The organism is Microbispora rosea, from assembly GCF_900156315.1.
Lineage (GTDB): Bacteria > Actinomycetota > Actinomycetes > Streptosporangiales > Streptosporangiaceae > Microbispora > Microbispora rosea.
This window is the reverse complement of record NZ_FTNI01000028.1, coordinates 72,908-93,989: the sequence shown is the minus strand read 5'-3', so window position 1 is coordinate 93,989 and position 21,082 is coordinate 72,908. Positions and strand designations below refer to the sequence as shown.

At 72.2% G+C, this 21,082-nt stretch carries 23 protein-coding genes and 1 pseudogene; 10 read left to right on the top strand and 14 right to left on the bottom strand.

The window, feature by feature from the left end; translation table 11 throughout:
* Window positions 1-39 precede the first annotated feature (39 nt).
* Window positions 40-2,268 carry a M4 family metallopeptidase gene (locus tag BXA11_RS31715; protein WP_083744718.1) on the bottom strand — a complete coding sequence of 743 codons (2,229 nt, stop codon included), beginning with the start codon at window positions 2,266-2,268 and terminating at the stop codon, window positions 40-42.
* Between the two features lie 521 nt (window positions 2,269-2,789).
* Here BXA11_RS31715 and BXA11_RS42545 point away from each other — a divergent pair.
* A complete protein-coding gene (locus tag BXA11_RS42545) occupies window positions 2,790-3,566 on the top strand; it encodes a hypothetical protein (RefSeq protein WP_143734624.1) in 777 nt (258 codons plus the stop codon).
* A gap of 450 nt (window positions 3,567-4,016) precedes the next feature.
* Entirely contained in the window at window positions 4,017-4,442 is a 426-nt protein-coding gene (locus tag BXA11_RS31705) for a PPOX class F420-dependent oxidoreductase (RefSeq protein ID WP_076440446.1), read from the top strand.
* A gap of 89 nt (window positions 4,443-4,531) precedes the next feature.
* Here BXA11_RS31705 and BXA11_RS31700 read toward each other — a convergent pair whose 3' ends face one another.
* Complete coding sequence (locus BXA11_RS31700) at window positions 4,532-5,152, bottom strand: CGNR zinc finger domain-containing protein (RefSeq protein WP_076440444.1); 621 nt, start codon at window positions 5,150-5,152, stop codon at window positions 4,532-4,534.
* A gap of 119 nt (window positions 5,153-5,271) precedes the next feature.
* Here BXA11_RS31700 and BXA11_RS31695 point away from each other — a divergent pair, with 119 nt between their 5' ends.
* The gene (locus BXA11_RS31695) at window positions 5,272-6,117 is read left to right on the top strand and encodes an MBL fold metallo-hydrolase (protein WP_076440442.1); all 846 of its coding nucleotides are present in this window, start codon (window positions 5,272-5,274) and stop codon (window positions 6,115-6,117) included.
* Window positions 6,118-6,159: 42 nt separating this feature from the next.
* Here the strand turns inward: BXA11_RS31695 and BXA11_RS31690 are convergent, their stop codons facing one another.
* The 4 genes from BXA11_RS31690 to BXA11_RS31675 all read right to left on the bottom strand — a co-directional run bounded on the left by BXA11_RS31690 (window position 6,160) and on the right by BXA11_RS31675 (window position 8,433).
* On the bottom strand, window positions 6,160-6,975 hold the full coding sequence (locus BXA11_RS31690) for an SDR family NAD(P)-dependent oxidoreductase (RefSeq protein WP_076440440.1): 816 nt from the start codon (window positions 6,973-6,975) through the stop codon (window positions 6,160-6,162).
* The gene (locus BXA11_RS31685) at window positions 6,972-7,445 is read right to left on the bottom strand and encodes a DUF6789 family protein (protein ID WP_076440438.1); all 474 of its coding nucleotides are present in this window, start codon (window positions 7,443-7,445) and stop codon (window positions 6,972-6,974) included. Before BXA11_RS31685 ends, BXA11_RS31690 begins: the two co-directional genes overlap by 4 nt.
* Window positions 7,446-7,465: 20 nt before the next feature.
* Window positions 7,466-8,014, bottom strand: coding sequence for a hypothetical protein (locus BXA11_RS31680; protein ID WP_143734623.1), 549 nt, complete (start codon window positions 8,012-8,014; stop codon window positions 7,466-7,468).
* 98 nt (window positions 8,015-8,112) lie between these two features.
* On the bottom strand, window positions 8,113-8,433 hold the full coding sequence (locus BXA11_RS31675; protein WP_239105172.1) for a CBS domain-containing protein: 321 nt from the start codon (window positions 8,431-8,433) through the stop codon (window positions 8,113-8,115).
* On the opposite strand from BXA11_RS31675, the gene BXA11_RS31670 reads away from it, so the two are divergent.
* Genes BXA11_RS31670 through BXA11_RS31660 form a run of 4 tightly spaced genes read left to right on the top strand, consistent with a single transcriptional unit; the run spans window position 8,408 to window position 10,973 of the window.
* A complete protein-coding gene (locus tag BXA11_RS31670) occupies window positions 8,408-8,758 on the top strand; it encodes an alpha/beta fold hydrolase (RefSeq protein WP_204053903.1) in 351 nt (116 codons plus the stop codon). The two genes, BXA11_RS31675 and BXA11_RS31670, sit on opposite strands and share 26 nt — an antisense overlap.
* Window positions 8,759-9,058, top strand: coding sequence for a PAS domain-containing protein (locus BXA11_RS41635; protein ID WP_083744716.1), 300 nt, complete (start codon window positions 8,759-8,761; stop codon window positions 9,056-9,058).
* The gene (locus BXA11_RS31665) at window positions 9,010-9,909 is read left to right on the top strand and encodes a PP2C family protein-serine/threonine phosphatase (RefSeq protein ID WP_083744715.1); all 900 of its coding nucleotides are present in this window, start codon (window positions 9,010-9,012) and stop codon (window positions 9,907-9,909) included. The genes BXA11_RS41635 and BXA11_RS31665 overlap by 49 nt, the downstream gene beginning before the upstream one ends.
* Window positions 9,906-10,973 (top strand): hypothetical protein, encoded by a 1,068-nt coding sequence (locus BXA11_RS31660; RefSeq protein ID WP_076440434.1) that lies wholly within the window; start codon window positions 9,906-9,908, stop codon window positions 10,971-10,973. The genes BXA11_RS31665 and BXA11_RS31660 overlap by 4 nt, the downstream gene beginning before the upstream one ends.
* Here BXA11_RS31660 and BXA11_RS31655 read toward each other — a convergent pair.
* The gene (locus BXA11_RS31655; protein WP_076440432.1) at window positions 10,956-11,549 is read right to left on the bottom strand and encodes a copper chaperone PCu(A)C domain-containing protein; all 594 of its coding nucleotides are present in this window, start codon (window positions 11,547-11,549) and stop codon (window positions 10,956-10,958) included. The two genes, BXA11_RS31660 and BXA11_RS31655, sit on opposite strands and share 18 nt — an antisense overlap.
* Before the next feature lie 113 nt (window positions 11,550-11,662).
* Between BXA11_RS31655 and BXA11_RS31650 the strand changes: the two genes are divergently transcribed.
* A complete protein-coding gene (locus tag BXA11_RS31650; protein ID WP_083744714.1) occupies window positions 11,663-12,688 on the top strand; it encodes a serine hydrolase domain-containing protein in 1,026 nt (341 codons plus the stop codon).
* Window positions 12,685-13,017, top strand: coding sequence for a putative quinol monooxygenase (locus BXA11_RS31645; protein ID WP_076440430.1), 333 nt, complete (start codon window positions 12,685-12,687; stop codon window positions 13,015-13,017). Before BXA11_RS31650 ends, BXA11_RS31645 begins: the two co-directional genes overlap by 4 nt.
* A 106-nt stretch (window positions 13,018-13,123) precedes the next feature.
* On the opposite strand, the gene pruA is transcribed toward BXA11_RS31645, so the two are convergent.
* Window positions 13,124-14,797: an L-glutamate gamma-semialdehyde dehydrogenase gene (pruA, locus tag BXA11_RS31640; RefSeq protein ID WP_076440428.1), complete on the bottom strand. Its 1,674-nt coding sequence runs from the start codon at window positions 14,795-14,797 to the stop codon at window positions 13,124-13,126.
* Window positions 14,797-15,708, bottom strand: coding sequence for a proline dehydrogenase family protein (locus BXA11_RS31635; RefSeq protein WP_076440426.1), 912 nt, complete (start codon window positions 15,706-15,708; stop codon window positions 14,797-14,799). The genes pruA and BXA11_RS31635 overlap by 1 nt, the downstream gene beginning before the upstream one ends.
* An 83-nt stretch (window positions 15,709-15,791) precedes the next feature.
* Here BXA11_RS31635 and BXA11_RS31630 point away from each other — a divergent pair, with 83 nt between their 5' ends.
* Complete coding sequence (locus BXA11_RS31630) at window positions 15,792-16,847, top strand: PucR family transcriptional regulator (protein ID WP_239105171.1); 1,056 nt, start codon at window positions 15,792-15,794, stop codon at window positions 16,845-16,847.
* Between the two features lie 4 nt (window positions 16,848-16,851).
* Here BXA11_RS31630 and BXA11_RS31625 read toward each other — a convergent pair whose 3' ends face one another.
* From BXA11_RS31625 to BXA11_RS31610, 5 genes and pseudogenes are all read right to left on the bottom strand, one after another.
* Complete coding sequence (locus tag BXA11_RS31625; RefSeq protein WP_030509508.1) at window positions 16,852-17,292, bottom strand: hypothetical protein; 441 nt, start codon at window positions 17,290-17,292, stop codon at window positions 16,852-16,854.
* Window positions 17,293-17,385: 93 nt separating this feature from the next.
* Window positions 17,386-17,841, bottom strand: a complete 456-nt coding sequence (locus tag BXA11_RS44965; RefSeq protein WP_239105170.1) for a nuclear transport factor 2 family protein — start codon at window positions 17,839-17,841, stop codon at window positions 17,386-17,388.
* A gap of 163 nt (window positions 17,842-18,004) precedes the next feature.
* Window positions 18,005-18,094, bottom strand: a pseudogene (locus BXA11_RS44960) (sigma factor); the annotation flags it as partial.
* A gap of 216 nt (window positions 18,095-18,310) precedes the next feature.
* Entirely contained in the window at window positions 18,311-19,735 is a 1,425-nt protein-coding gene (locus BXA11_RS31615; RefSeq protein ID WP_143734621.1) for a glycoside hydrolase family 16 protein, read from the bottom strand.
* Window positions 19,736-19,799: 64 nt separating this feature from the next.
* On the bottom strand, window positions 19,800-20,852 hold the full coding sequence (locus tag BXA11_RS31610; protein ID WP_076440420.1) for a glycosyltransferase: 1,053 nt from the start codon (window positions 20,850-20,852) through the stop codon (window positions 19,800-19,802).
* Window positions 20,853-21,082: the final 230 nt, after the last annotated feature.

Below are 21,082 nucleotides of genomic sequence, written 5' to 3'. Positions count from 1 at the left end.
CCCGGGACCGTGCGATCCCGGGGGCTGCGCCGCCGTCACTCAGAGCGTGATGCTCCAGGAGTCGAGGTAGCCGGTGTCGTAGGTGTACTGGTCGCGGACCTCAAGGGTCCAGGTGCCCGCCGCCGTCTGGGTGACCGGGACGGAGTAGGTCCTGGTGCCGAAGGAGGTGCAGCTGGAGCCGCCGCTGGACTTGACCGTGTACCAGGTGCCGTTCGGGCCCTGGAGCCTGATCCGCAGGTCCTCGGCGCAGGTGTGCGAGATCGTGATGCTCAGCTGCACCGGGGAGGCCGCCGTTCCCGTGGCGGTCGAGGTGATCGGGCTGGTGATCGTGGTCAGGTCGTTGATCGTGTAGTTGGTGCCGTTGGTGAACGTGCGCCCGCCGGAGCCGCCCGACACCGTCAGCGTGTAGGAGGCGGTGTGGGTGCCGGACGAGCCGCTGCCGGTGACGGTGACCGTGTACGTCCCGGAGGGGGTGGACGCGCCGGTGGCGATCGTCAGCGTGGAGGAGCCGCCCGAGGTCACCGACGACGGGCTGAAGCTCGCGGTGGCGCCCGAGGGAAGCCCGGAGGCGCTCAGGCTCACCGTCTGCGCGCTACCCGAGGTGGTCGACGTCGCGACCGTGGCGGTGGCCGACTGGCCCGGCGTCACCGTACCGGAAGTGGGGCTGAGCGACAGCGAGAAGTCGCTGCCCGACGAGCTGCAGCTCGCCTCACCCGACTGCGCCGGCACGCCGACCGCGTTCCAGGCCGCCTTGGTGGCCGCGCACTCGGCGCTGCTCGCGCCGTACAGCTCGACCGCGGCCGCCAGCGACGCGGTCCTGACGTTGACGTACTTCCAGGTCGAGGTCTTGCGCTGCAGCGCGCCCAGGTAGATCTTGCCCGCCTTCTGGATGCCGACGCCGCTCACGGACGAGGGGCCGCCCGAGCAGATCGGGCTGCTCGGCTTGCCGCCGCCAGGGGACGAGCCCTCGGCGAGGAGGTAGAACCAGTGGTTGAGCGGGCCGGCCGCGGAGTGGACCTCCGTGCGCGGGATCGAGGAGGAATAGCAGTTGGGGTCGCCGACGAGGGACGGGTTGTACATGTAGCGGATCGGCCCGTCGCCGACGAGGTTGACCTCCTCGCCCACCTGGTAGTCCGGCGGGTCGTTCGGGTTGTTGGCGTACGCCTCGGTGAGCGAGCCGAAGATGTCGCCGGTGGCCTCGTTCAGGCCGCCGTTCTCGTTGCCCGAGCCCGCGCCTCCGGGGGTCGTCTGGAAGACGGCGTGGCCGAACTCGTGCGCCACGACGTCGATCGGCGTGGCCTGCCGGGCGTTGTCCTGCGAGTGGCCGAAGTTGGTGTAGCTGCCGTTCCAGTACGCGTTGACGTCGTTCAGGCCCACACGGGCGGGGAAGCCGCCGCCGCTGCCGTTGATGCCGTTGCGGCCGAGCCAGTCGCGCAGCATGTCCCACTCGCGCTGCACGCCGTAGAGCGCGTCCACGCAGGCGGTCTCCAGGTTGGTCCCGCCGCCGTTGCCCCAGGAGTCGTCGGCGCCGGTGTAGGCGGAGCCGTTCTGCCCGCCGCACCTGAGGCCGCTGCGCGTGGAGTCGGTCATCGAGTAGGAGCTGCCGGAGCCGCTCGTGTTGATGGTGACCGTGCCGTAGTAGTAGCCGTTGCCGGTGCCCGCCTTCACCTGGTCGTAGGAGTCGGCGATCTCCCCGGTGGCCGCGTCCACGAACACGTGCTGGATGCTCGGCTTGCCCTCCGCGATGCCGGAGACCAGGGCCTCCCAGGCCAGGCGCGGCTTGGTCCCCCAGGCGAGGACCACCAGGCGCGGGGCCGCGGTGTCGTCGACGCGGGACAGCACGGTCTTCGCCGTCTCGGTGGCGGTCTCGGCGCTGACCGCCGGCGAGGTCGGCACGCTCAGGGGGAGCGCGCCGGAGGCCGCCTCGGTGTCGCGCACCCGCCCGCCCGCGTCGGTGACCACGACCGCGTCGCCGCCCACGATGGGCAGGCCCTTGTACGCGCGCTCGTAGGTGACGTAGTACATGCCGCCGCCCGGCGTGACGGCGGTGCGCCGGTAGGTCTCGTTGGGGGACACGCGCAGGTCGTCCAGGCCGCTGGCGACGGCCTGGTCGGCGGCGGCCGCGGCCCGCTGCGCCGGGTCGTCGGCGAGGGACCTGATCGCGCTCTCGCTGCCGGGCGGGGGCTTGGCGGCGGCGACGGTGGCGGGGGCCACCACACCGGTCACGGCCAGCGCGGCGGCCGCCGCGAGCAGTGCTGTGCGCCTCATGGGCGTCTTCCTTTCTCTGCCTCCCACGGGGCGTCCGCCTTGTGGGCGGGCGCCGGCGGCCACGCCTCCGGGAGTCGAGCCCGGGCGGCGGACACAGTGGGATTCGGGGGGTGATGAGAGAAATGGATGGTGCTTTCCGCTGTGGCGGGCACGAGCGGAGACGTCTCTCCCATGGCGGAGACGGCTGGGAGAAAAAGGGGAGTTCTACGTCACGGGACTCCTCGTTTCGCCGACCCGGCCGGGAAAACCGGCCCGTGCGCGACGTTAGAACCCCGGTCCGGACGCGAACATCCGTATCGATATCCGTACATCTACGGAAAAGCGACGGCCTTTGTGCGTAGGGCGTAAGAAAACGGCCGTTACATGGGGGAGGACCGACGAGACGAAGAGGCGGGGGCAGGGCCTGGATAGTAGATCTCAGTAAAGGGACCCGCAGACCCCCTGTCCGGAACCTGACGAAGGCCGTCGCATCCTTCGCCTCTGAGTACGGGGAAACCATCGCAAAGCTGGCGGCCTCCGGCATGTCACGTGCCGAGGTCATCGCGCGCTTCCAGCTGATCCTGCCCGAGGTGGACATCACGGTCGTCGGCAAGGGCATTCGCGCCACCGATGCCGTCTTCGACCACTGGCACGCGCGGAACGCCGCGCTCTTCTCGGACAGGGTCACCGAGGCCGCGGTCTGGTACCTGCTGGGACGCAGCCTTGATCTGGCAGGCGACCCCAAGACCGCGCTGACGACAGACGAATTGGGGGAGGCGTTGGAGGTTTCCGCAGTACTCGAGGAACAGGGCATGGCCCGCCCGAAGATCGCCTCGGTGCTGCGCCTTGTCGCGACCGCACGTGCCTACTGCCGGGACACCCCCGACGCGACGATCACCAGGAAGTGCTACGACCAGTTACGTCTTCAGGTCCTCGGTGAGTGGGGCCTGCCCATGGGCGGCAGAACCATTGCCTGGCCTCCGACAGGCCTCACGGTCCTGAAACGGCTCGGCGACGGATACTGGGCGGACGCGTTGCAGGCCATCGGTCTCCATCCGGCCTTTGCGCCACCCCGCCGGCCAAGGCGCCGGCCGTCGTCGCGAACTTCGTGCGCTCCTGCGCACAGGAGTTCGAGGCTCGCCGGCGGACTGGCTACGCGCGGCGATAGCCACCGACGCCGATGCGGTCAGACGCGTTTTGGAACAGGAGTCTCTGTCCAGAAGGCAGCGCCTTGCACTGCAGGCGGGGTCGTCACCGGCGGAGGTCCTGACGGGCACGTACATCGACAAACTGGGAGCCGGGGACCCGCGCCGGACTGACGGCTGGCTCCGTCCGGACGCCCAAGCAGAGCTCGATGCCGTTCCTGACGAGGTAGCCCTTCGGTACAAGGTCCTCAGAGAGGCTCGCAACTACTTCACTCACACATCGGATGAGTCCCGGCAGCGCCTCCACGCAGCGATAGACACCCTCGCGGCCGTGGACCCGAGGTTCAGGATGAACCAGGCGATCACTACCAAGACTCTGCCTGATTGGCTGAGGGCCAAGGATCTTCAGCGACTGCGCCTGCTGTGCGCTTCGGTTCAGGAGCTCTGGCGGGCCATGGTCGTCGGCGAGACACTCCTGGACGTCCCATGATGGGCGGGACCGAGACGATTTCCGTCGTCGCGGGCCGTTCCTGATCCCGCGTCGTCAGCGGTGCCGGCGGTCCACGCCACGCCTCAGGCCGGGTCACTGCGCGCTACGGCACGGAGAAGCCTAGGTTCGAGGCCATGGAAAGGATGACCGAGGCGGAGTGGCGCGAGTTCGCGATGAGCGGCACCAGGACCGGAAAACTCGCCGTCACCAGGGCGGACGGGCGGCCTCACGTGACGCCGATCTGGTTCGCCCTCGACGGGGACGACGTGGTGTTCACCACCCACGAGCGCGGAGTGAAGGCCAAGGCGCTGCGCCGCGATCCCCGGGCGACCCTGTGCGTCGACGACCAGGCCCCGCCGTACTCGTACGTGATGATCGAGGGGGAGACGACCCTGTCGGACGACCTCGCCGAGGTGCGCCACTGGGCGACGGTGCTCGGCGGCCGTTACATGGGGGAGGAACGGGCGGAGGAGTACGGCCGGCGCAACGGCGTGCCGGGGGAGTTCCTCGTGCGGCTGCGCGTCGGCGAGGTCGTCGCGTTCAAGGACGTCGCCGGCTGAGGACGCCGCTCGGCGTGCGAGACCGCCGCCGGGGTCCATGCGCACCCGCGCCCGTCGCGACGGCGACGACTGGACCCTGCGTCAGGCCCTCAGTGGCCTTCTTGCGCGCCCCGGTCCGCCTCCTTCCTGCGCGCGCGTGAGGCGCGCAGGTTCGTGATGTTGCCGCAGACGCGCACGTTGTGCCAGGTCGCGCTGCCGTTGCGGGAGGCGTCGTAGAAGGCCACGCGGCACCGGGGCTCACGGCACAGCTTGACGCGTGACCAGCGGCCGTCGTGCTGGGCCAGAAGGATCTCCGACCAGACCGCCGACGCCAGCCAGTTCGCACCCGTGCCGGCCGGGATCATGGCCACGCGGCCCCGCTCGTCGGAGACGAGGTTCGTCTGTGCGCGCGGCAGTACGGCGCCGGTGGCGCGGAACGGGTCGGCGGACCGCCGGCCGGGCGGGATCGCGAGCATCTCCCGCACCACGGTCCGCAGTTCGCGCAGCGCGTCCAGGTCCGCGGCGGACAGGGACACCTCCGGCGGTTCCAGCCCGTGGACCTTCGCCCAATGGCCGGCGACCACCTGCAGCCAGTGCCGGGCGACATCGAGGCCGGCCAGCAGATCCGCACCGTGACCGGGGAGGCCGTGGGTGTTGACCAGCTCCTGCACGATCGCCAGCCCGTCCGGGGCGGTGCGGGTCCGGTATCTCTCCGTCGCCATCCATGACATAGGCAAAGCTTACTTGACTACTGTCACCGGCGTGAGCATGCTGACAGAAGCTAAATGCTCTATGCCTCAGTCATCTCCTGGCTGAGCGTCGCCGAACCGATTCCTGAAGGACACGCCCCATGGCACGCCTGGACTACTCCGTGTATGTCGCACCCTCGAAGTTCGTGGTCTCCGACGACCTGCCCCCCGGTGAGGCACGGCGGATGTGGTCGCCGACCGCGTCGACCCTCATCCACGGCGCGAACGACGCGGTCCTGGTGGACCCGCTCATGACCATTGACGAGTCGCGTGCCCTGGCCGACTGGGTGGTGGCAACCGGCAAGAACGTGACCACCGTCTTCGTCACGCACGCGCACGGCGACCACTTCTTCGGCGCCGCCGCGATACTCGAGCGCTTCCCGGACGCCGCGCTCGTCGCCACGCCGGTCGTGGCGGCACAGATGGGCGCCCAATGGGGGCCGCGCTGGCTCGACGGATTCTGGGCCCCGCGCTTCCCCGGTCAGATCGCGGATCGGCACGTGGCCGCGCGACCGCTGACCGGCGACGGCCTCATCGAGCTGGAAGGAGAGCGGCTTCGCGCGATCGAGCTGGGGCACACCGACACCGACGGCACCAGCGCACTGCACGTCCCGTCCATCGGGCTGGTCGTGGCGGGCGACGCCGTGTACGGCGACGTCCATCTCTACATGGCAGAGTCGAAGGGCGGCGGCCATCGGCGGTGGCTCGACGCCCTGGACACCATCGAGAGCCTCCGGCCCAGCGCCGTCGTCTCCGGCCACAAGCGCGACGGCGATCCCGACAGCCCCGACGACATCGCCAGGACCCGCCGGTACATCGAGGACTTCACGGCCGCGGTGGAGAAGACCGGCAGCCACGCCGACCTGTACGAGGCTGTCGTCGCCCTCTACCCGAACCGGCTCAACCGCGGGGTCCTGTGGAACTCCGCGAAAGCCGTCACCTCCTGAGCGGCCTCCCCACCGCGGCATCGTGGGCAGGAAGGGACGCGCCTATTCGTCGTTCCCGGACGTGCCGCCCTTGCCGGGTTCGGCCATGCGGCGGTGCATGGCGGCCTTGGCCGTGTCCGGGGTGACCCGGCCGGCCACGCCCTGGACCTTGTTCACGAAGGAACCGGCGACGACCTTGTCATCGCCCTTCATCAGCGCGTCGAAGCCCTGCCGGGCGACCTCGGCCGGGTCGTCCTTCTTGCCCGAGCCCACGCGCGTGTCCTCCATGCCGGCCCGCTCGAAGAACTCGGTGTCCGTCGGGCCCGGCAGGAGCGAGGTGACGGTGACGCCGGAGTCCTTCAGCTCGCTCCGCAGAGCCTCGGCGAACGAGTGGAGGAACGCCTTGCTCGCGGCGTACACGGCCTCGAACGGCCCGGGCGTGAGCGCGGCGACCGACGACGTGAAAAGGATCTTCCCCTTGCCGCGGGCGGTCATGGCGGCGACGGCGCGCTTCGCCAGGTGCACCGAGGACGTGACGTTGAGCTCGATGAGCGTGAGCTCGGCCTCCAGCGAGGTCTCGCGGGCGAAGGCGCCGCCGGCGCCGACGCCCGCGTTGACCGCCACGGCGTCGAGGGGCCGCCCGGCAGCGACGGTCGCGGTCCACAGCCGCTCGACCTCGTCGTAGCGGGTGAGGTCGGCGCGCACCGGCATGACCTGGCCGCCGTACTCCTTCAGCGACTCGGCGGCGGTGCCGAGCTCCGCGTCCTCCGCCGTGACCACCACGTCGAAGCCGTGCTGGGCGAACTGCCTGGCGAGCTCGTACCCGATGCCGCTGGAGGCGCCGGTCACGAGGGCCAGCGGCCGTTCCGTCGTCGTCATCTCTCCTCCTTCTCGTCGTGTCGTCCGTCCGCCCCGCGCATGGCGCGCACCGCGAGCGCCAGCGTCGCGCCGTACACCACATGCGCCGCGGCCATGACGACCGGGCGTCCGCGTGCGGGGTCGCGCGAGGCGGGCGGCAGGATGTTCAGTGCGGGCACCCAGCCCTCGTAGGCGCCGAGCCAGATCAGCAGGGCGTAGCCCACACCGAGGGGAACGCCGCTCCCGCGCCCGCGGGTGAGCAGCGCGAACGCCGCGCCGCTGGTGGCGCCGAATCCGAGGTGCGCGGCGGCGCCGAGGACGCGTTCGCCGGGCTTGGGCCGTTGCCGGTGGCCAGGCAGGGCCGCCCTCACGATGTGCTTGGGCGGCTGGCCCGGCATCAGGCCGCTTTTCTGCCCGGCGAGCATCACCGCGCTCATCGCGAGGGTGGACAGCGCTCCGGCGGTCGCGCCGCGTACGAGTTGCCGGATCAAGGATCCTCCTCCAGGAGCTTCTACAGACGCCGGGACAGCTTCCCGGCGAGTCCCGCGGGGTCGGCGACCGTCACGGTCAGGCCGGGGTGGCGCAGCAGCCCGAGCGGCTCGCCGCCCCGGATCGGCTCGTGGAACCGCACGCACAGCCCTTTGCGGGCGTTGGTGGCGAACGTCAGGCCGCGGTCGGCGAGCGACACGTGGACCCCGATCACCCGCCACGGCGAGTAGGGGCCGGTCGTCTCCACGCCGCAGACGTTGGCCAGCGGGGTCTCGATCACCCAGGGTCCGAAGCGGACCCGCAGCGTGCCGGGGCCGGCCAGGACCCCGGCGGTGTCCGGGCGGATGCCCAGGACGGACAGCAGGGGGGCGAACCGGGAGTCGAAGTCGAACGCGAAGCGTTCCGGCGTGGCCGCCGTGGTGTCGTCGGTCATCGCTACCCCTTCCGGCGCCTCGGTCGTGGACGGGTCCGGCCGGCGGGCCTCGGGGCGCAGGTCCCGCGCCCCGCTCCCGGCCGCGGCGGCTCCGGCTCCGGCGAGTCCCGCCGGGACGAAGCACGCAAGTGCCGCCATACCCCCTCGGTCCAGATCAAACAGGGCCCGCGAAGCCCCGGCCGGGGGGGAAGGGCCGGGGCTCCGGCGACCGCCTGCCGTTCGGCGACGGACGAATGTCAGTCCGTGCTGATCGCGTCGACGAGGTCGCCCACGGGACGGTCGGGCAGGGCGCGGGCCACGTCGGCCAGCGCGACGATGCCCACCAGCTCGTGGCCGTCGACGACGGGCAGGCGGCGGACCTTGTGCGTGGCCATCGTGCTCAGGATCTCGGCCGCGTCGTCGTCGGCGCCGATCGTGACGGCCTCGCCTTGGGCGAGCTCGCCGGCCTGGCACGACCTGGGGTCCTTGCCCTGGGCCAGCACCTTCACGACGATGTCGCGGTCGGTCAGCACGCCCTTGAGCCGGTCGTCGGTGCCGCAGATCGGCAGCGAGCCCACGCCGAGGCGCGCCATCTTCTGCAATCCGGAGCGGCCCGAGCTGGGGACCGAGCTGACCAACAGCTTCTGCCGCACCGACCCGGACATCGCCAAGCGGTTCGCGACGGTGACGTTCATGTCGGACAACCGGGCCGACCTGTCGCGGGTGCCGGCTCGCTGCCTGATCCTGCAGTGCTCCGATGACGTGATCGCCCCGGTCGAGGTCGGCACGTTTGTGCACAAGAACATGCCCGGCAGCGAACTTGTGCTGATGCGGGCGACCGGGCACTGCCCCAACCTGAGCGCGCCCGAGGAGACCATCTCCGCGATCAAGGCGTTCCTGTAGGTGGACGGAGTCGAGGACGACTTCGAGGAGCTCTACGAACACGCGCCCTGCGGATACCTGTCCACGCTGCCCGACGGGACGATCGTCCGGGTCAACGGCACGCTGCTGGAGCTCACCGGGTACGGCCCCGGTGAGCTGACCGGCGGCATGCGGATCCAGAACCTGCTGGCCGTCGGCGACCGCATCTTCTACGAGACCCACTTCGCCCCGCTGCTCGCGATGCAGTCGGTCGTCGCGAGATCGCGGTCGACGTGCGCCGCGCCGACGGCACGGGGCTTCCGGTGCTGCTCAACGCCGTGATGCGGGACGACACGGGCGTCATCCGCTTCTGCCTGTTCGCCGCGACGGACCGGCGGGAGTACGAGCGTGAGCTGCTGCGCGCCCGCCAGCGCGCCGAACGGTCGGAGGCGGAGGCGCGCGAGCTGGTCCGCACCCTGCAGCGCAGCTTCATCCCCCCGGCCCTGCCCGACATCCCGGGGCTTCAGGTCGCCGGGGCGTTCCGGCCCGCCGGGCGCGGCGACGTGGTGGGCGGCGACTTCTACGACATGTACGAGACCGCCGGCGGCTGGGCGCTCGCCCTCGGCGACGTGTGCGGCAAGGGCGTGGAGGCCGCCGTCGTCACCAGCCTGGCCCGCTACACGCTGCGGGCCGCGCCGATCCGGGAGCCCAGCCCTTCGGCGGTGCTGTCCGCGCTCAACCGGACCCTGCTGCGTGAGCGGGCGGGCCGGTTCGTGACGGCCGTGTACGGCCGGCTCGTGCCCGCCGGCGAGCACTTCAGGCTCACCGTCTCCCTGGCCGGTCACCCGCACCCGCTGCGGGCCGGCGGGGACACGGTCGGCGAGATCGGGCGTCCGGGCAACGTCCTCGGCCTGCTGCCCAGGGTCAGGCTGACCGACGTCGACGTCGACCTCGCCCCCGGCGACGCGGTCCTCTTCTACACCGACGGCGTCGTCGAGGCGCGCAGGGGCGAGGAACTGTACGGCGAGGATCGGCTGCGGCTCCTGCTCGGCGCCTCCCGTGCCATGGGGGCGGCAGGGATCGCCGAGGCGGTCGTGAACGAGGCCGTCGCCTTCCAGCCCGGGCTGCCCCGCGACGACATCGCCGTCGTCGTGCTCAAGATCCCCGCCGGCCGCGCCACGATAGAGGGATGACGACATCGGTGACACGGGTGCGGGACGCGCGGGCCGCGGCGGCCCGATGGGTCGCCCGCGAGGCCGCCTCCGCCGCGAACTTCGCCGGGGCGTTCCTGACCGGCTCGGCGGCCTGGGCGGATCCCGGGGCGGTGCTGCCGCCCACGTCGGACGTCGACGTGGCGGTCGTGGTCACCGACCCCGTGGCCCCGCCCAAGCTCGGCAAGATCCCCTGGGAGGGCGTGCTCGTCGAGGTCACGTACGTGTCCTGGGACGTGCTCGCCTCGCCGCGCGACGTGCTGGCCTCCTGTCACCTGGCCGGCGCCTTCCGCACCGACACCGTGATCTCCGACCCCACCGGGCGGCTGGCCAGGCTCCAGGCCGCCGTCGCGGCGGGCTTCGCCGAACGGCGCTGGGTCCGCCTGCGGTGCGAGGACGCCGAACGCCGCATCACCGGCGGGCTCGCGGCGCTCGACTCCCGCGCGCCGTTCCACGACCAGGTCACCGCCTGGCTGTTCCCAGCCGGCATCACGACCCACGTGCTCCTCACAGCGGGGCTGCGCAACCCCACCGTACGACTGCGCTACCCGGCCGTCCGCGAGCTCCTGCGGGCGTACGACCGGATGGACGTCTACGAGGAGCTGCTCGGCCTGCTCGGCTGCGCGCAGCTGACCCGTGAGCGGGTCACCGCTCACCTCGCCGCGATGACGAGGGCCTTCGACGCGGCGGCGGCCGCGGCACGCACGCCGTTCCCCTTCTCCGCCGACGTCGCGGAGGCGGCCCGGCCGGTGGCGGTGGACGGCAGCGCCGACCTCGTCGCGCGGGGACTGCACCGCGAGGCCGTCTTCTGGATCGCCGCGACGTACGCCCGCTGCCTGAAGATCCTCGCCGCGGACGCGCCGGGGGAGACGGGACACCTGGCCGGGTTCGCGGACCTGGCGGCCGACCTGGGCGCCGGGTCGCCGGACGTCCTGCGGCGCAGGGCGCGCGAGGTGACCGCGTACCTGCCCCGCCTGCGCGCGGTCGCCGAGGAGATCATCGCCGCGAACCCCGGGATCCGGGACGGGTCAGCTCCCGGCCGGTGACGGGCTCGGCGAGACGGGCGGCGAGGAGCCGGGTGAAAGGGCAGGCGACGGGCTGGGCGAGACGGCCGGCGACGGGCTCGGCGACGTGCCCGGCCAGGGAGAGTAGGTGCTCCGCCACGTTCCGGGCGGCAGGATCGGCACGTCGACCCTGGCCGTCCCCGCGTTCTGGAACCGGAACGTCACGGGGATCGTGCCACCGCTGCCCAGCGGGCGGGTGAGGCCGGCGAGCAGCACCTGGGGAAGGGCCGTCCCGCCGACATACCTCCCGCCGGGGATCTCCAGGCCGCCGGCGGGCAGCCGGGCCTCCCGGAACAGGCCCCCGGTGTCCACCGACAGCAGGCGGTCGGCGGCGCCGCTCTCGTTGAGCAGCATCATGTACATCGGCATGTCCGTTCCCGGCGCGGCGGGCTGCTGCGAGCCGATGATGAAGGCGTTGCGGAGCAGCAGGCCGGGCAGGTTCACGTTCGCCCCCTCGTTCTGGGGCATCGTCTGGGTGTAGTAGTCCTGCTTGATGTCGCCGCAGGCGGCGGTGACGGCCGCGGCCGCGACGCATAGAGCCGCCAGTATCGCGCGCATGTCGACCTCGGCTCGCTCGGAGGCGTCTTTCGGATGCGGTACCCCCTTTGCCCGTCGTCTATCGCCGGTGAATTATGCGAGGCTCCAATCCCCGAGCGAGTGGAGGAAACGGCATGCGGTTGATCCCCCCGGAGAAGGACCCCGAGAAGGCCCCGGATGAGGCGGGGTTCGCGCCGGACCTGCCCCACCGGCTGGACGCCCTCGTACGGCGGGGCGGGGCCCCGGCCCTGCACGGCGTCGTGGTGGCCCGGCACGGCAGCGTCGTCCTCGAGTGGTACGGCGGCGGCGAGGACCACGTGCTGAACACGCCGCTCGGCCACGTGGACTTCGGGCCGGACACGCTGCATGACGTGCGCTCGGTCACCAAGAGCCTGGTGGCGCTGCTGTACGGCATGGCGCTGGAGTCCGGCCTGGTGCCGGACCCCGGCGAGCCGCTCCTGTCGGCCTTTCCCGAGTACGCCGATCTGGCGGCCGATCCCCGCCGGGCCGGGCTGACGGTCGGGCACGCGCTGACGATGACGATGGGCCTGGAGTGGGACGAGAGCGCGCCCTACACCAGCCCGGCGAACAGCGAGATCGCCATGGACCTGGCGCCGGACCGCTGCCGCTACGTGCTGGAGCGCCCGTTCGTGGAGGAGCCGGGCGAGCGGTGGCGCTACAGCGGCGGCGCCGCGGCCCTCGTCGGCGCGATCGTGGAGAAGGGCACGGGCCTGCGCCTTCAGGAGTTCGCCCGCACCGCGCTGTTCGAGCCGCTCGGCGTCGGGGCCTTCGAGTGGTCGGCGGGCTCGGACGGCAGGGCCCTGGCCGCCTCGGGCCTGCGCCTGACGCCGCGCGGCCTCGCCCGGATCGGGCAGGCCGTGCTCGGCCGGGAGGTCGCCCCCGGCTGGATCGAGGAGATGTTGCGCCCCCGGGTGCCCGCCTGGGAGGGCGTCTCCTATGGCTACCTGTGGTACGCCGGCCCGGGGGCGCGGGCGACGGCGATCGGCAACGGCGGCCAGCGGCTGTTCCTGCTGCCCGATCTCGACCTCGTGGTGGCCGTCACCGCCGGCGACTACAACGGACCCGGGCAGGACGCCGCGCCGGCGGCGGTGCTGGAGAATGTGGTCCTGCCCGCGATCACACGAGGAGACGCCAGATGATTTTCATCACCGCGAAGTTCCGGGTGCTGCCGCAGCACGCCGACCGGTGGCCGGAGATCACCCGCGAGTTCACCGAGGCGACGCGCGCCGAGCCGGGCTGCCTGTGGTTCGACTGGTCGCGCAGCCTCGACGACCCGGCCGAGTACGTCCTGGTCGAGGCGTTCCGCGACGACGAGGCCGGAGCGGCGCACGTCGGGTCGGAGCACTTCCAGACGGCCCGGCGGACGCTGCCGCCTCACCTCGCCGAGACCCCGAGGATCGTGAACGTCACGGTCCCGCAGGACGACTGGTCCCTCCTCGGCGAGATGGCCGTCCCCACCGAGGACTGAAACGCGGGGAAGCATCCTTTCCCACGACGGTGCTCGTCCTCGACGCTCAGCCGTTCACGCTGCTCGGCGAGGACGACCCACGTGTCGCGGCGCGGATCGCGATCCGTCAGTAGCCGAGGTCGCCGAGCTCGGGCTGCTGCCAGCCGCCCTGCGGAACGTCGCCCTTGTACGGCCCGCTCACGACCGGGGGCACGAAGGTCTCCTTGATCGTGCGGGCGTTGACCCAGCGGATCAGGTTGAAGATCGAGCCGGCCTTGTCGTTGGTGCCCGAGGCGCGGGCCCCGCCGAACGGCTGCTGCCCGACGACCGCGCCGGTCGGCTTGTCGTTGACGTAGAAGTTGCCCGCCGCGAAGCGCAGCCGCTCGGTGGCGTCGTCGATCGCGTACCGGTCCTGCGCGATGATCGACCCGGTCAGCGCGTACGGCGAGACGCTCTCCATCTGGTCCAGCACGGTGTCGTACGCGGCGTCGTCGTAGACGTGGACGGCGAGGATCGGGCCGAAGTACTCCTTCACGAAGACCTCGTCGGCGGGGTCGGCGCACTCCAGCACGGTCGGCCGCACGAAGTAGCCGGTCGAGTCGTCGTAGGAGCCGGTGAGCACCTCGATCGAGTCCGCCGAACGCGCCCGGTCGATCGCCTCCCTGTGCTTGGCGAAGGCCCGCGCGTCGATCACCGCGCCCATGAACGTGGACAGGTCGCCCGACACGTCGCCCACGGTGAGCGACTCGGCCGCCGAGACGAAGTCGTCGCGCATCCGGGTCCACAGCGAGCGCGGCACGTACGCCCGGGAGGCCGCCGAGCACTTCTGGCCCTGGTATTCGAACGCGCCCCGCAGCAGCGCGGTCGACAGCATCCCGGCCTCGGCGGACGGGTGGGCCAGGATGAAGTCCTTGCCGCCGGTCTCGCCGACGAGCCGCGGGTAGCCCCGGTAGCCCGCGATGTTCTCCCCGACGGCGCGCCACAGGTGCTGGAACGTGGCCGTCGAGCCGGTGAAGTGGATCCCGGCCAGCTCGGGGTGCGGCAGCGCCACCTCGGAGACGGCGCCGCCGTTGCCGGTGACCATGTTGATCACGCCGGGCGGCAGCCCGGCCGCCTCCAGCAGCCGCATGGTGAAGTGCGCCGAGAACTGCTGCGTCGGCGACGGCTTCCACACCACGACGTTGCCCATCAGCGCCGCCGCCGCCGGCAGGTTGGCCGCGATGGAGGTGAAGTTGAACGGCGTGATCGCCAGGACGAAGCCCTCCAGCGGGCGGAACTCCATGCGGTTCCACACGCCCGGCGACGACTGCGGCTGCTCGGCGAGGAGCCGCCGGGCGTAGGCGACGTTGAACCGGAAGAAGTCGATCAGCTCGCACGCGGCGTCGATCTCGGCCTGCTGCGCCGACTTCGACTGGCCGAGGATGGTGGCCGCGTTGAGCGTGGCCCGCCACGGGCCGCTGAGCAGTTCGGCGGCCCTGAGGAACACGGCGGCGCGCTCCTCGAACGGCAGGGCCCGCCAGCGCGGCGCGGCCTCCAGCGCCGCGTCGACCGCCGCCCGCACGTCGGCGGAGGTGGCGTCGGCCGTACGGCCGAGCACGGCGGCGTGGTTGTGCGGCTGCACGACGTCGATCGGCGCGCCGCCGCCCATGCGCCGCTCGCCGCCGATCGTCATCGTCAGGTCGAGGGACGTCCCGGACAGCTCCTTGATCCGGGTCTCCAGGACCGCGCGCTCGGCGCTGCCCGGTCCGTACGCGTGCACCGGCTCGTTCGCCGGCACCGGGACGTCGGTGATCGCATCCATCATTTACCCCTCAGAGCGCGAAGGAAGAAGGCGACGTTGGCCGGGCGCTCGGCGAGGCGGCGCATGAAGTAGCCGTACCAGTCGTCGCCGTAGGGGACGTAGACCCGCACCCGGGACCCGGCCGCGGCCAGCGCCGCCTGCCTGTCGGCCCGGATGCCGTAGAGCATCTGGAACTCGTAGTCGCCGGTGCCGCGCCCGGCGCTCACCGCGAGCGACTCGGCGATCGCGATCAGCCGGTCGTCGTGCGTGGCGACCATGGGATAGCCCGTGCCCGACATGAGCTCCCGCAGGCACCGCACGTACGCGCGGTCGACCTCGGCCTTGCTCTGCCAGGCCACCGAGGCGGGCTCGGCGTAGGCGCCCTTGACCAGCCGCACCCGCGACCCCGCGAGGTCGCGGCAGTCGGCCTCGCTGCGGAACAGGTAGGCCTGGATCGCCACGCCCGTCTCCGGGAAGTCCTCCCGCAGCGCGCGCAGCACGCCGAGGGTCGCGTCGACGGTGGTGTGGTCCTCCATGTCCAGGGTGACGGTGGAGCCGCACTCCCGCGCCGCCGCGCAGATCTGCCGCGCGTTCTCCAGGGCCATGCCCGGGTCGAGGGCCTGGCCGACGGCCGACAGCTTGACCGACACCTCGGCCCGGTCGCCGAGGCCGAGCGGCCGCAGCTCCTCGAGCAGCGAGACGTACGCCTTGGCGGCGGCGACGGCGGTGCCGGGGTCCCGGACCTCCTCGCCCAGATGGTCGATGGTGACGGACAGCCCCGAGCCGGTCAGGCGGCGCGTCGCGGCGACGACGTCCGTGGTGGACTCTCCGGCCACGAAGCGGTCGACGACCTTGCGCGTGAGCGGGAGCCCCGACACGGCCCGGCGGGCGAGCGGGCTGCGTGAGCCCGCGAGAAGCAGGGAACCGAGCATGGCCTCAGGCTAAATCCGCACGTCACAGAAGTTCCACGGACATCCGCCACAGCATTTTTCGACAAATGTACAAGAATGTCAGCATGCAAGACATCGTCGATGAGATCTCCCGGCTGCTCGACGCCTCCGTGACGCTGGAGGACCGCTCGTTCAACCTGCTGGCGTACGGCGCGCAGAGCGGGGACATCGACCGCGTGCGGCAGGAGTCGATCCTGCGCAGGCACGCGTCCGACGAGGTGCGGGCCCACTTCGAGGCGTACGGCATCGCGACCGCGACGGGCCCGGTGCGGATCCCCGGGCTGCCCGGCCTGCTCGGCCGCGTGTGCGTGCCGCTGCGGCACGACGGGGTGACCTACGGCTACCTGTGGGCGCTCGAATCCGGGGCGCTCACCGACGAGCGGCTGGCCGCCGTCGCGCCGCTGGTCGGCCGGGCGGCCGCGCTGCTGGCCACGCAGGCCCGCGGCCGGCACGCCCCGCTGCGCCAGTTCTTCTCGGCCGACCCCGCGGTCCGCGCCACCGTCCGGGTGGATGTCGAGGGACCGGTGGCGGCGGTGGCCGTGCGGACGCCCGCGGTGGTCTCCGGGCCACCGCGCACGCTGCCGCGCGGCGTGCTGGCCGACCCGGACGTGACCGACACGGCCGTGGACGCGCCGCTGCTCGCGGTGCTGGCGCCGGCCGCGCAGGCCGCGCACGTCGCGCGCCTCCTGCACAACCTGTACGGCCTGGCCGCCGGGGTCGGGGGCCCGCGCGACGACCCGGGGGAGGCGTGGCAGAGCTGGCGGGAGGCGCTGCCGGCGCTGCGGGTGGCCGAGCACGTCGGGCGGCATGCCCCGGTGGCCGACTGGAGCACGCTCGGCGTCTACCGGCTGCTGGCCCGGCTGTCCCCGCGCGAGCTGGCCGACCTCGCCGCGGAGTCGGCCGCCCTCACGCCCGGGATCTCGGCGAGCGTGGAGACCTACCTCGACCACGCCGGGCAGGTCCAGGAGGCGGCGGCGGTGCTGGGCGTGCACCGGCAGACGCTGTACTACCGGCTGGGCAAGGCCGGGCGCCTCACGGGGCTCGACCTCGCCGACGGGGAGGACCGCCTGCTGCTCCACCTGTCGCTGAAGGCGGCGGCCCTGCTCCCCACCCACTCGTGACGGGCTACCCGATCCGGGTCATGTTCGACTCGTAGCCCCCGCCGCCCGGGTAGTTCCAGCGTCCGGTCATGGCGTCGCCGTCGGCGGTGAAGGTGCCCCGGAAGTACGCCGGAGACCCCTTCTCACCGAACCAGATGGTCAGCGTGTCGCCGTCGAGTTCGTAAACGTAGTCGAGGGTGTCGCCCCCGCTGCCGTAGTAGCGCGACTTGATGTCCTCACTCGGCTTGTCGGCCCCGTAGGACCTCTCACGGCCGATGACCTCGATGCCGGTGATCGGCTGGCCGTCCTGCTCCATTCGGATGTCCTGGATGAGGAAGAATCCCCCCTCCATCCAGCGGTAGGTGACCGTGCCCTCCGCGCCGCCGGTCACGCGCCATGAGCCGACCAGCCGGTCCAGCGCTCTGACCTGCTCGTCCGGCTGCGTCGTCTCGATGATGTCCGGCATGGTGTTCCCCTTCTCCGCCAGTGGCGTTCTGCGATAGCGCTCGTACGACGGCGCGGGCCGGGAAAGGGAATCGGCCCGTGCGGCCATCTCGCATCACGATCCGGTAACGGCCCGTCCGGGGATGGCGGGGTCGACCGAGAGCGGCAGGCCGAACAGGGGCAGCAGCTCGGGGCCGAAAGTGGTGATCTCCGTGATGAGGCCGTCCTCGGCGCACAACACGTCGATGTTGACCGCGGTGTAGGAGGTCTCGCCGGGCCGCCGCACGTAGTTCGCCACCGCGGGCTGCCGGTTCACCGCGAGCGGGACGCAGTGCCACTCGCCCCAGCGCTCCTCGCCCTCCAGGACCGGACGCCACATGTCGAGCACGGCCGCCCGCCCGTCGTACACCAGGGCGGCGGGCGGCATGGCCTGCAGGACGTCCTCGCGCAGCAGCGCCGCCAGCGCCGTCAGGTCGGCGTTTCTGGAGGCGGTGACGTAGCGCTCCAGCAGGTCGAGCTCGTCGCGGCTGGGCCGGGTGGCCGCGGCCCAGTCCGCCCGCCGCCAGATCAAGCAGGTCGTCCGGATAGGGCTGGAGCCAGGGGACGTCGGCCGACGCCGGACGCCCCGGGCCCTCCGATACGTCCGCCGCCACCACCTCGCGGGCGCGGGCCGGGCCGGACAGAGCGTCCAGGCAGGCGTTCGTGGCGATCCGGTACAGCCACGCCCGGAACGTCGAGCGTCCCTCGAAGCTGTCCCGTGCCCGCCAGGCCCGCAGCAGCGTCTCCTGCACCAGGTCCTCGGCGTCGGTGAACGACCCGAGCATCCGGTAGCAGTGCACCCGCAGCTCGTGCCGGTGACGGGCGGCGAGCGCGCCGAACCCGGCCTCGTCGCCCGCCCGGACCGCCTCCGCCGCGGGTTCGGCGCTGGAATCCGCCGCGGAGTCCGCCGTTGGATCGACTGGGGGTTCCCCTGCCGTGCCGTGCCGTTCGCTCACACCCGCCCCGCGTCTCCATCACGCATCCGAGATCATCCGGGAAGGCTACCGCTGCGGAGCCCGGTAGATCCGCACCGAGTCGACGTACACCGTGCCGCCGGAGGCGTCGTTGCGCAGCACCAGGCCCAGCGGGGACCGGGGGACGTACGGGCCGGTGTAGTTCCACACCTGCCTGCCGTCCAGCCAGAAGGTCACCCGGCCGGGCAGCCAGTCGACGGCGACCGTGTGCCACTGGGTGAGGTCGGCTCCCAACTCGGCCCTGGCCAGTTCCCGGCCCTGCCGGACGGAGAGCTCCGCGCGCCCGCCCGCGATCCCCGCCACGCCGATCGCCGCGTCCTCGGTTTCCGCGCCGCCCGTCTTCGCGCCGCTGGTCTCCGCGCCGCCGGTCTCCGCGAACCGCGTGGATGCCGGGATGCCGTCCTGCGGGCCGGCGTATTCCGAGCCGTCGCGCCACGAGTCGCCGTACCGCGGTTGGCCGTACCGGGAGTCGCCGTACTGCGGTTCGCCGTACTCCGAGTCGTCGTACTGGGAGTCGTCGTAAAGCGAGCCGTCGTAAGGGGATTGGCCGTGCCGTGATTGGCCGCGCCGTGATTGGTCGTATCGGGAGCCGCCGCGGCGCGAGCCGCCGTACTGGGCGGCGTCCGACCGGGGAGACTGAAGCAGCGCGACGGGAAGGGCGCCCCCCTCGGCCCGCAAACGGACCTCCCAGCGGCCGTACCGCTGGAGCGACGTGCCGGACAGGTCCATGCCGCCGCCGCCCGCGGTGAGGCGCAGCGTCTGCCCGCCGAAGTCCTCGGTCAGGGCCGGCTCGCCCCAGCCGGCCGCGGAGGCGCCGGACGTGCGGGGCGCCGGCGTGCGGGAGGGCGTATTCGCGGGCGTACTCGGCGACGCATTCGGGGACGTGTTCGGGGGCGGGGAGGACTGCCGTGCGGCCCCGGTCGCGCCCGCGGGGGTCGCAGTGGCGGGCGAGCGCTCCGCCCGGGGCACGTCCTCCGGTTCGATGGCGTTCACCACGACCGGCCGGTCCGCGGTGCGCGCGGGCTGTGCGAGCTGCATCGGCGGCTCGGTCCCGGTTCCCGTCGCGGGCGCGGGTGTCGCCCGCGGGCCGGGCGAAAGGCCGGGAGACGGGAGGGGGGACAGGCTGGGGGAGGGACGCGGCGACGGGGCCGCGGGGAGGTCGCCGATCTTCTCCGCGATCGTGGTGTCGCCGGTCGTGCCCGCGACCTTCTCGCCATTCCGGTCCTCGCCGGCGGGTGCGGCGGCCGCGGTTGCGGTCCGCGTCGCGCTCAGTCCCGCCGCGTTCGCGTTGCCCGGCCGCGCGCCGGACGAACCGGGGGAGGACGCCGATCCCTGTGCGGTGGACTCGCCTCCGGCGTTGAACACCTTCGCGGAGTCCCCGCTCGAACAGGCCGTGGCGGCGGCGATGAGCATCGCCGCCGCCACCGCTAAACCAGGCCCATGAGATGACATGAGCCGAGTTAATCACATCATTTCACTCGGATAACGGCCTAAATCCGGTAATATCTCTTGCCTTTTACGCGCACGTCTTCTCGTAAACGCGGAGCAGTTCCATGCTGATTCGCTCGACCGAATAGCGGGAACGGGCGCGGTCGGCGGCCGCGTAGCCGATGGCCGTGCGCAGCGTGGCGTCGCCGAGCAGGCGGCGGATCCGGTGGGCGATCTCCAGCGGGCGGTCGGGCCGGGTCAGGAATCCGGTCACGCCGTCCACCACCGAGTCGAGGTGCGCCCCGGTGGCCGAGGCGATGACCGGGATGCCGCAGGCCATGGCCTCCAGCGCGGCCGTGCCCGTGGGGACGGTCGGCGGCAGCGACAGCACCAGGTCGGCGCTGCGCATGAGCTTGGGCATCGCGGTGTGCGGGACCATGCCGAGCATCTCCACGCGGTCCGCCACGCCGTGCTCTCCGGCGAGGGCGCGCAGCCGCTCGACGCTCTGGTCGTCGCCGCCGGCGATCACGAGCTCGGCCTCCGGTACGGCCCGCAGGGCGTGCACGGCCCAGTCGGCGCCCACGTGCCCCACGTGGAGGAGGCGAGGCCGCTCGCCCCTCGGGAAGGCGGGGCCCTGGCGGCGGAAGCGCTCGATGTCCACGCCGTGCGGGACCACCGAGATGTTGCGGCGCGGCACGCCCATCCGGATCAGCTCGGACTCCTCGTCGGCGCAGGCGGCGATCACCGCCCTGGCCCGGCGGCCGATCGCGCACTCCAGCCGCCGCACCGGCGCGGCGCTCCGGGTGTCGTCGTAGTGACTGTGGAAGGTCTGGGTGACCGGCACGCCCAGGCCCTCGGACCCGGCGATGGCGGCCAGGCCGCTGGACCACGAGTAGGCGTGGATGATGTCCGGGCGGTGCTCCCGCCACCTGCGCCGCAGGCCGTCGCTGAAGTCCGAGATGTAGGGGAGAAGGTCGCTTTCCGACAGCTCCACGTCGGGTCCGGCGGGCACGTGCTCGACGCCGTCCCCCTTGACCATCGAGCGGGTGTAGACGGTGACGCGGTGGCCCCGCCCCAGCTCACGGGCGATAGCGGGAGTGTCGGGAGTCAGTTCGTGCGCGGTGACGATCGCGATATCCATGGCACACCTCGAGACATGAAGGCGTCTGAAAGGGTGTGCCTGCGTCCTAGGCACGATCGATGTAGATGATGTTTACCTTACTCTGATTCGCGCTAAACGCCTAATCGGGAAAAATCACGCGCACTCCCGCAATCGCGACGTGGCCGTCCGTGCCCTGACACGGCGGCCGCCCTCTCCTGCCGTATGCGCAGGTGGCCGCGGACCTGACGGGGCGGCCACAGGCCGCGCCG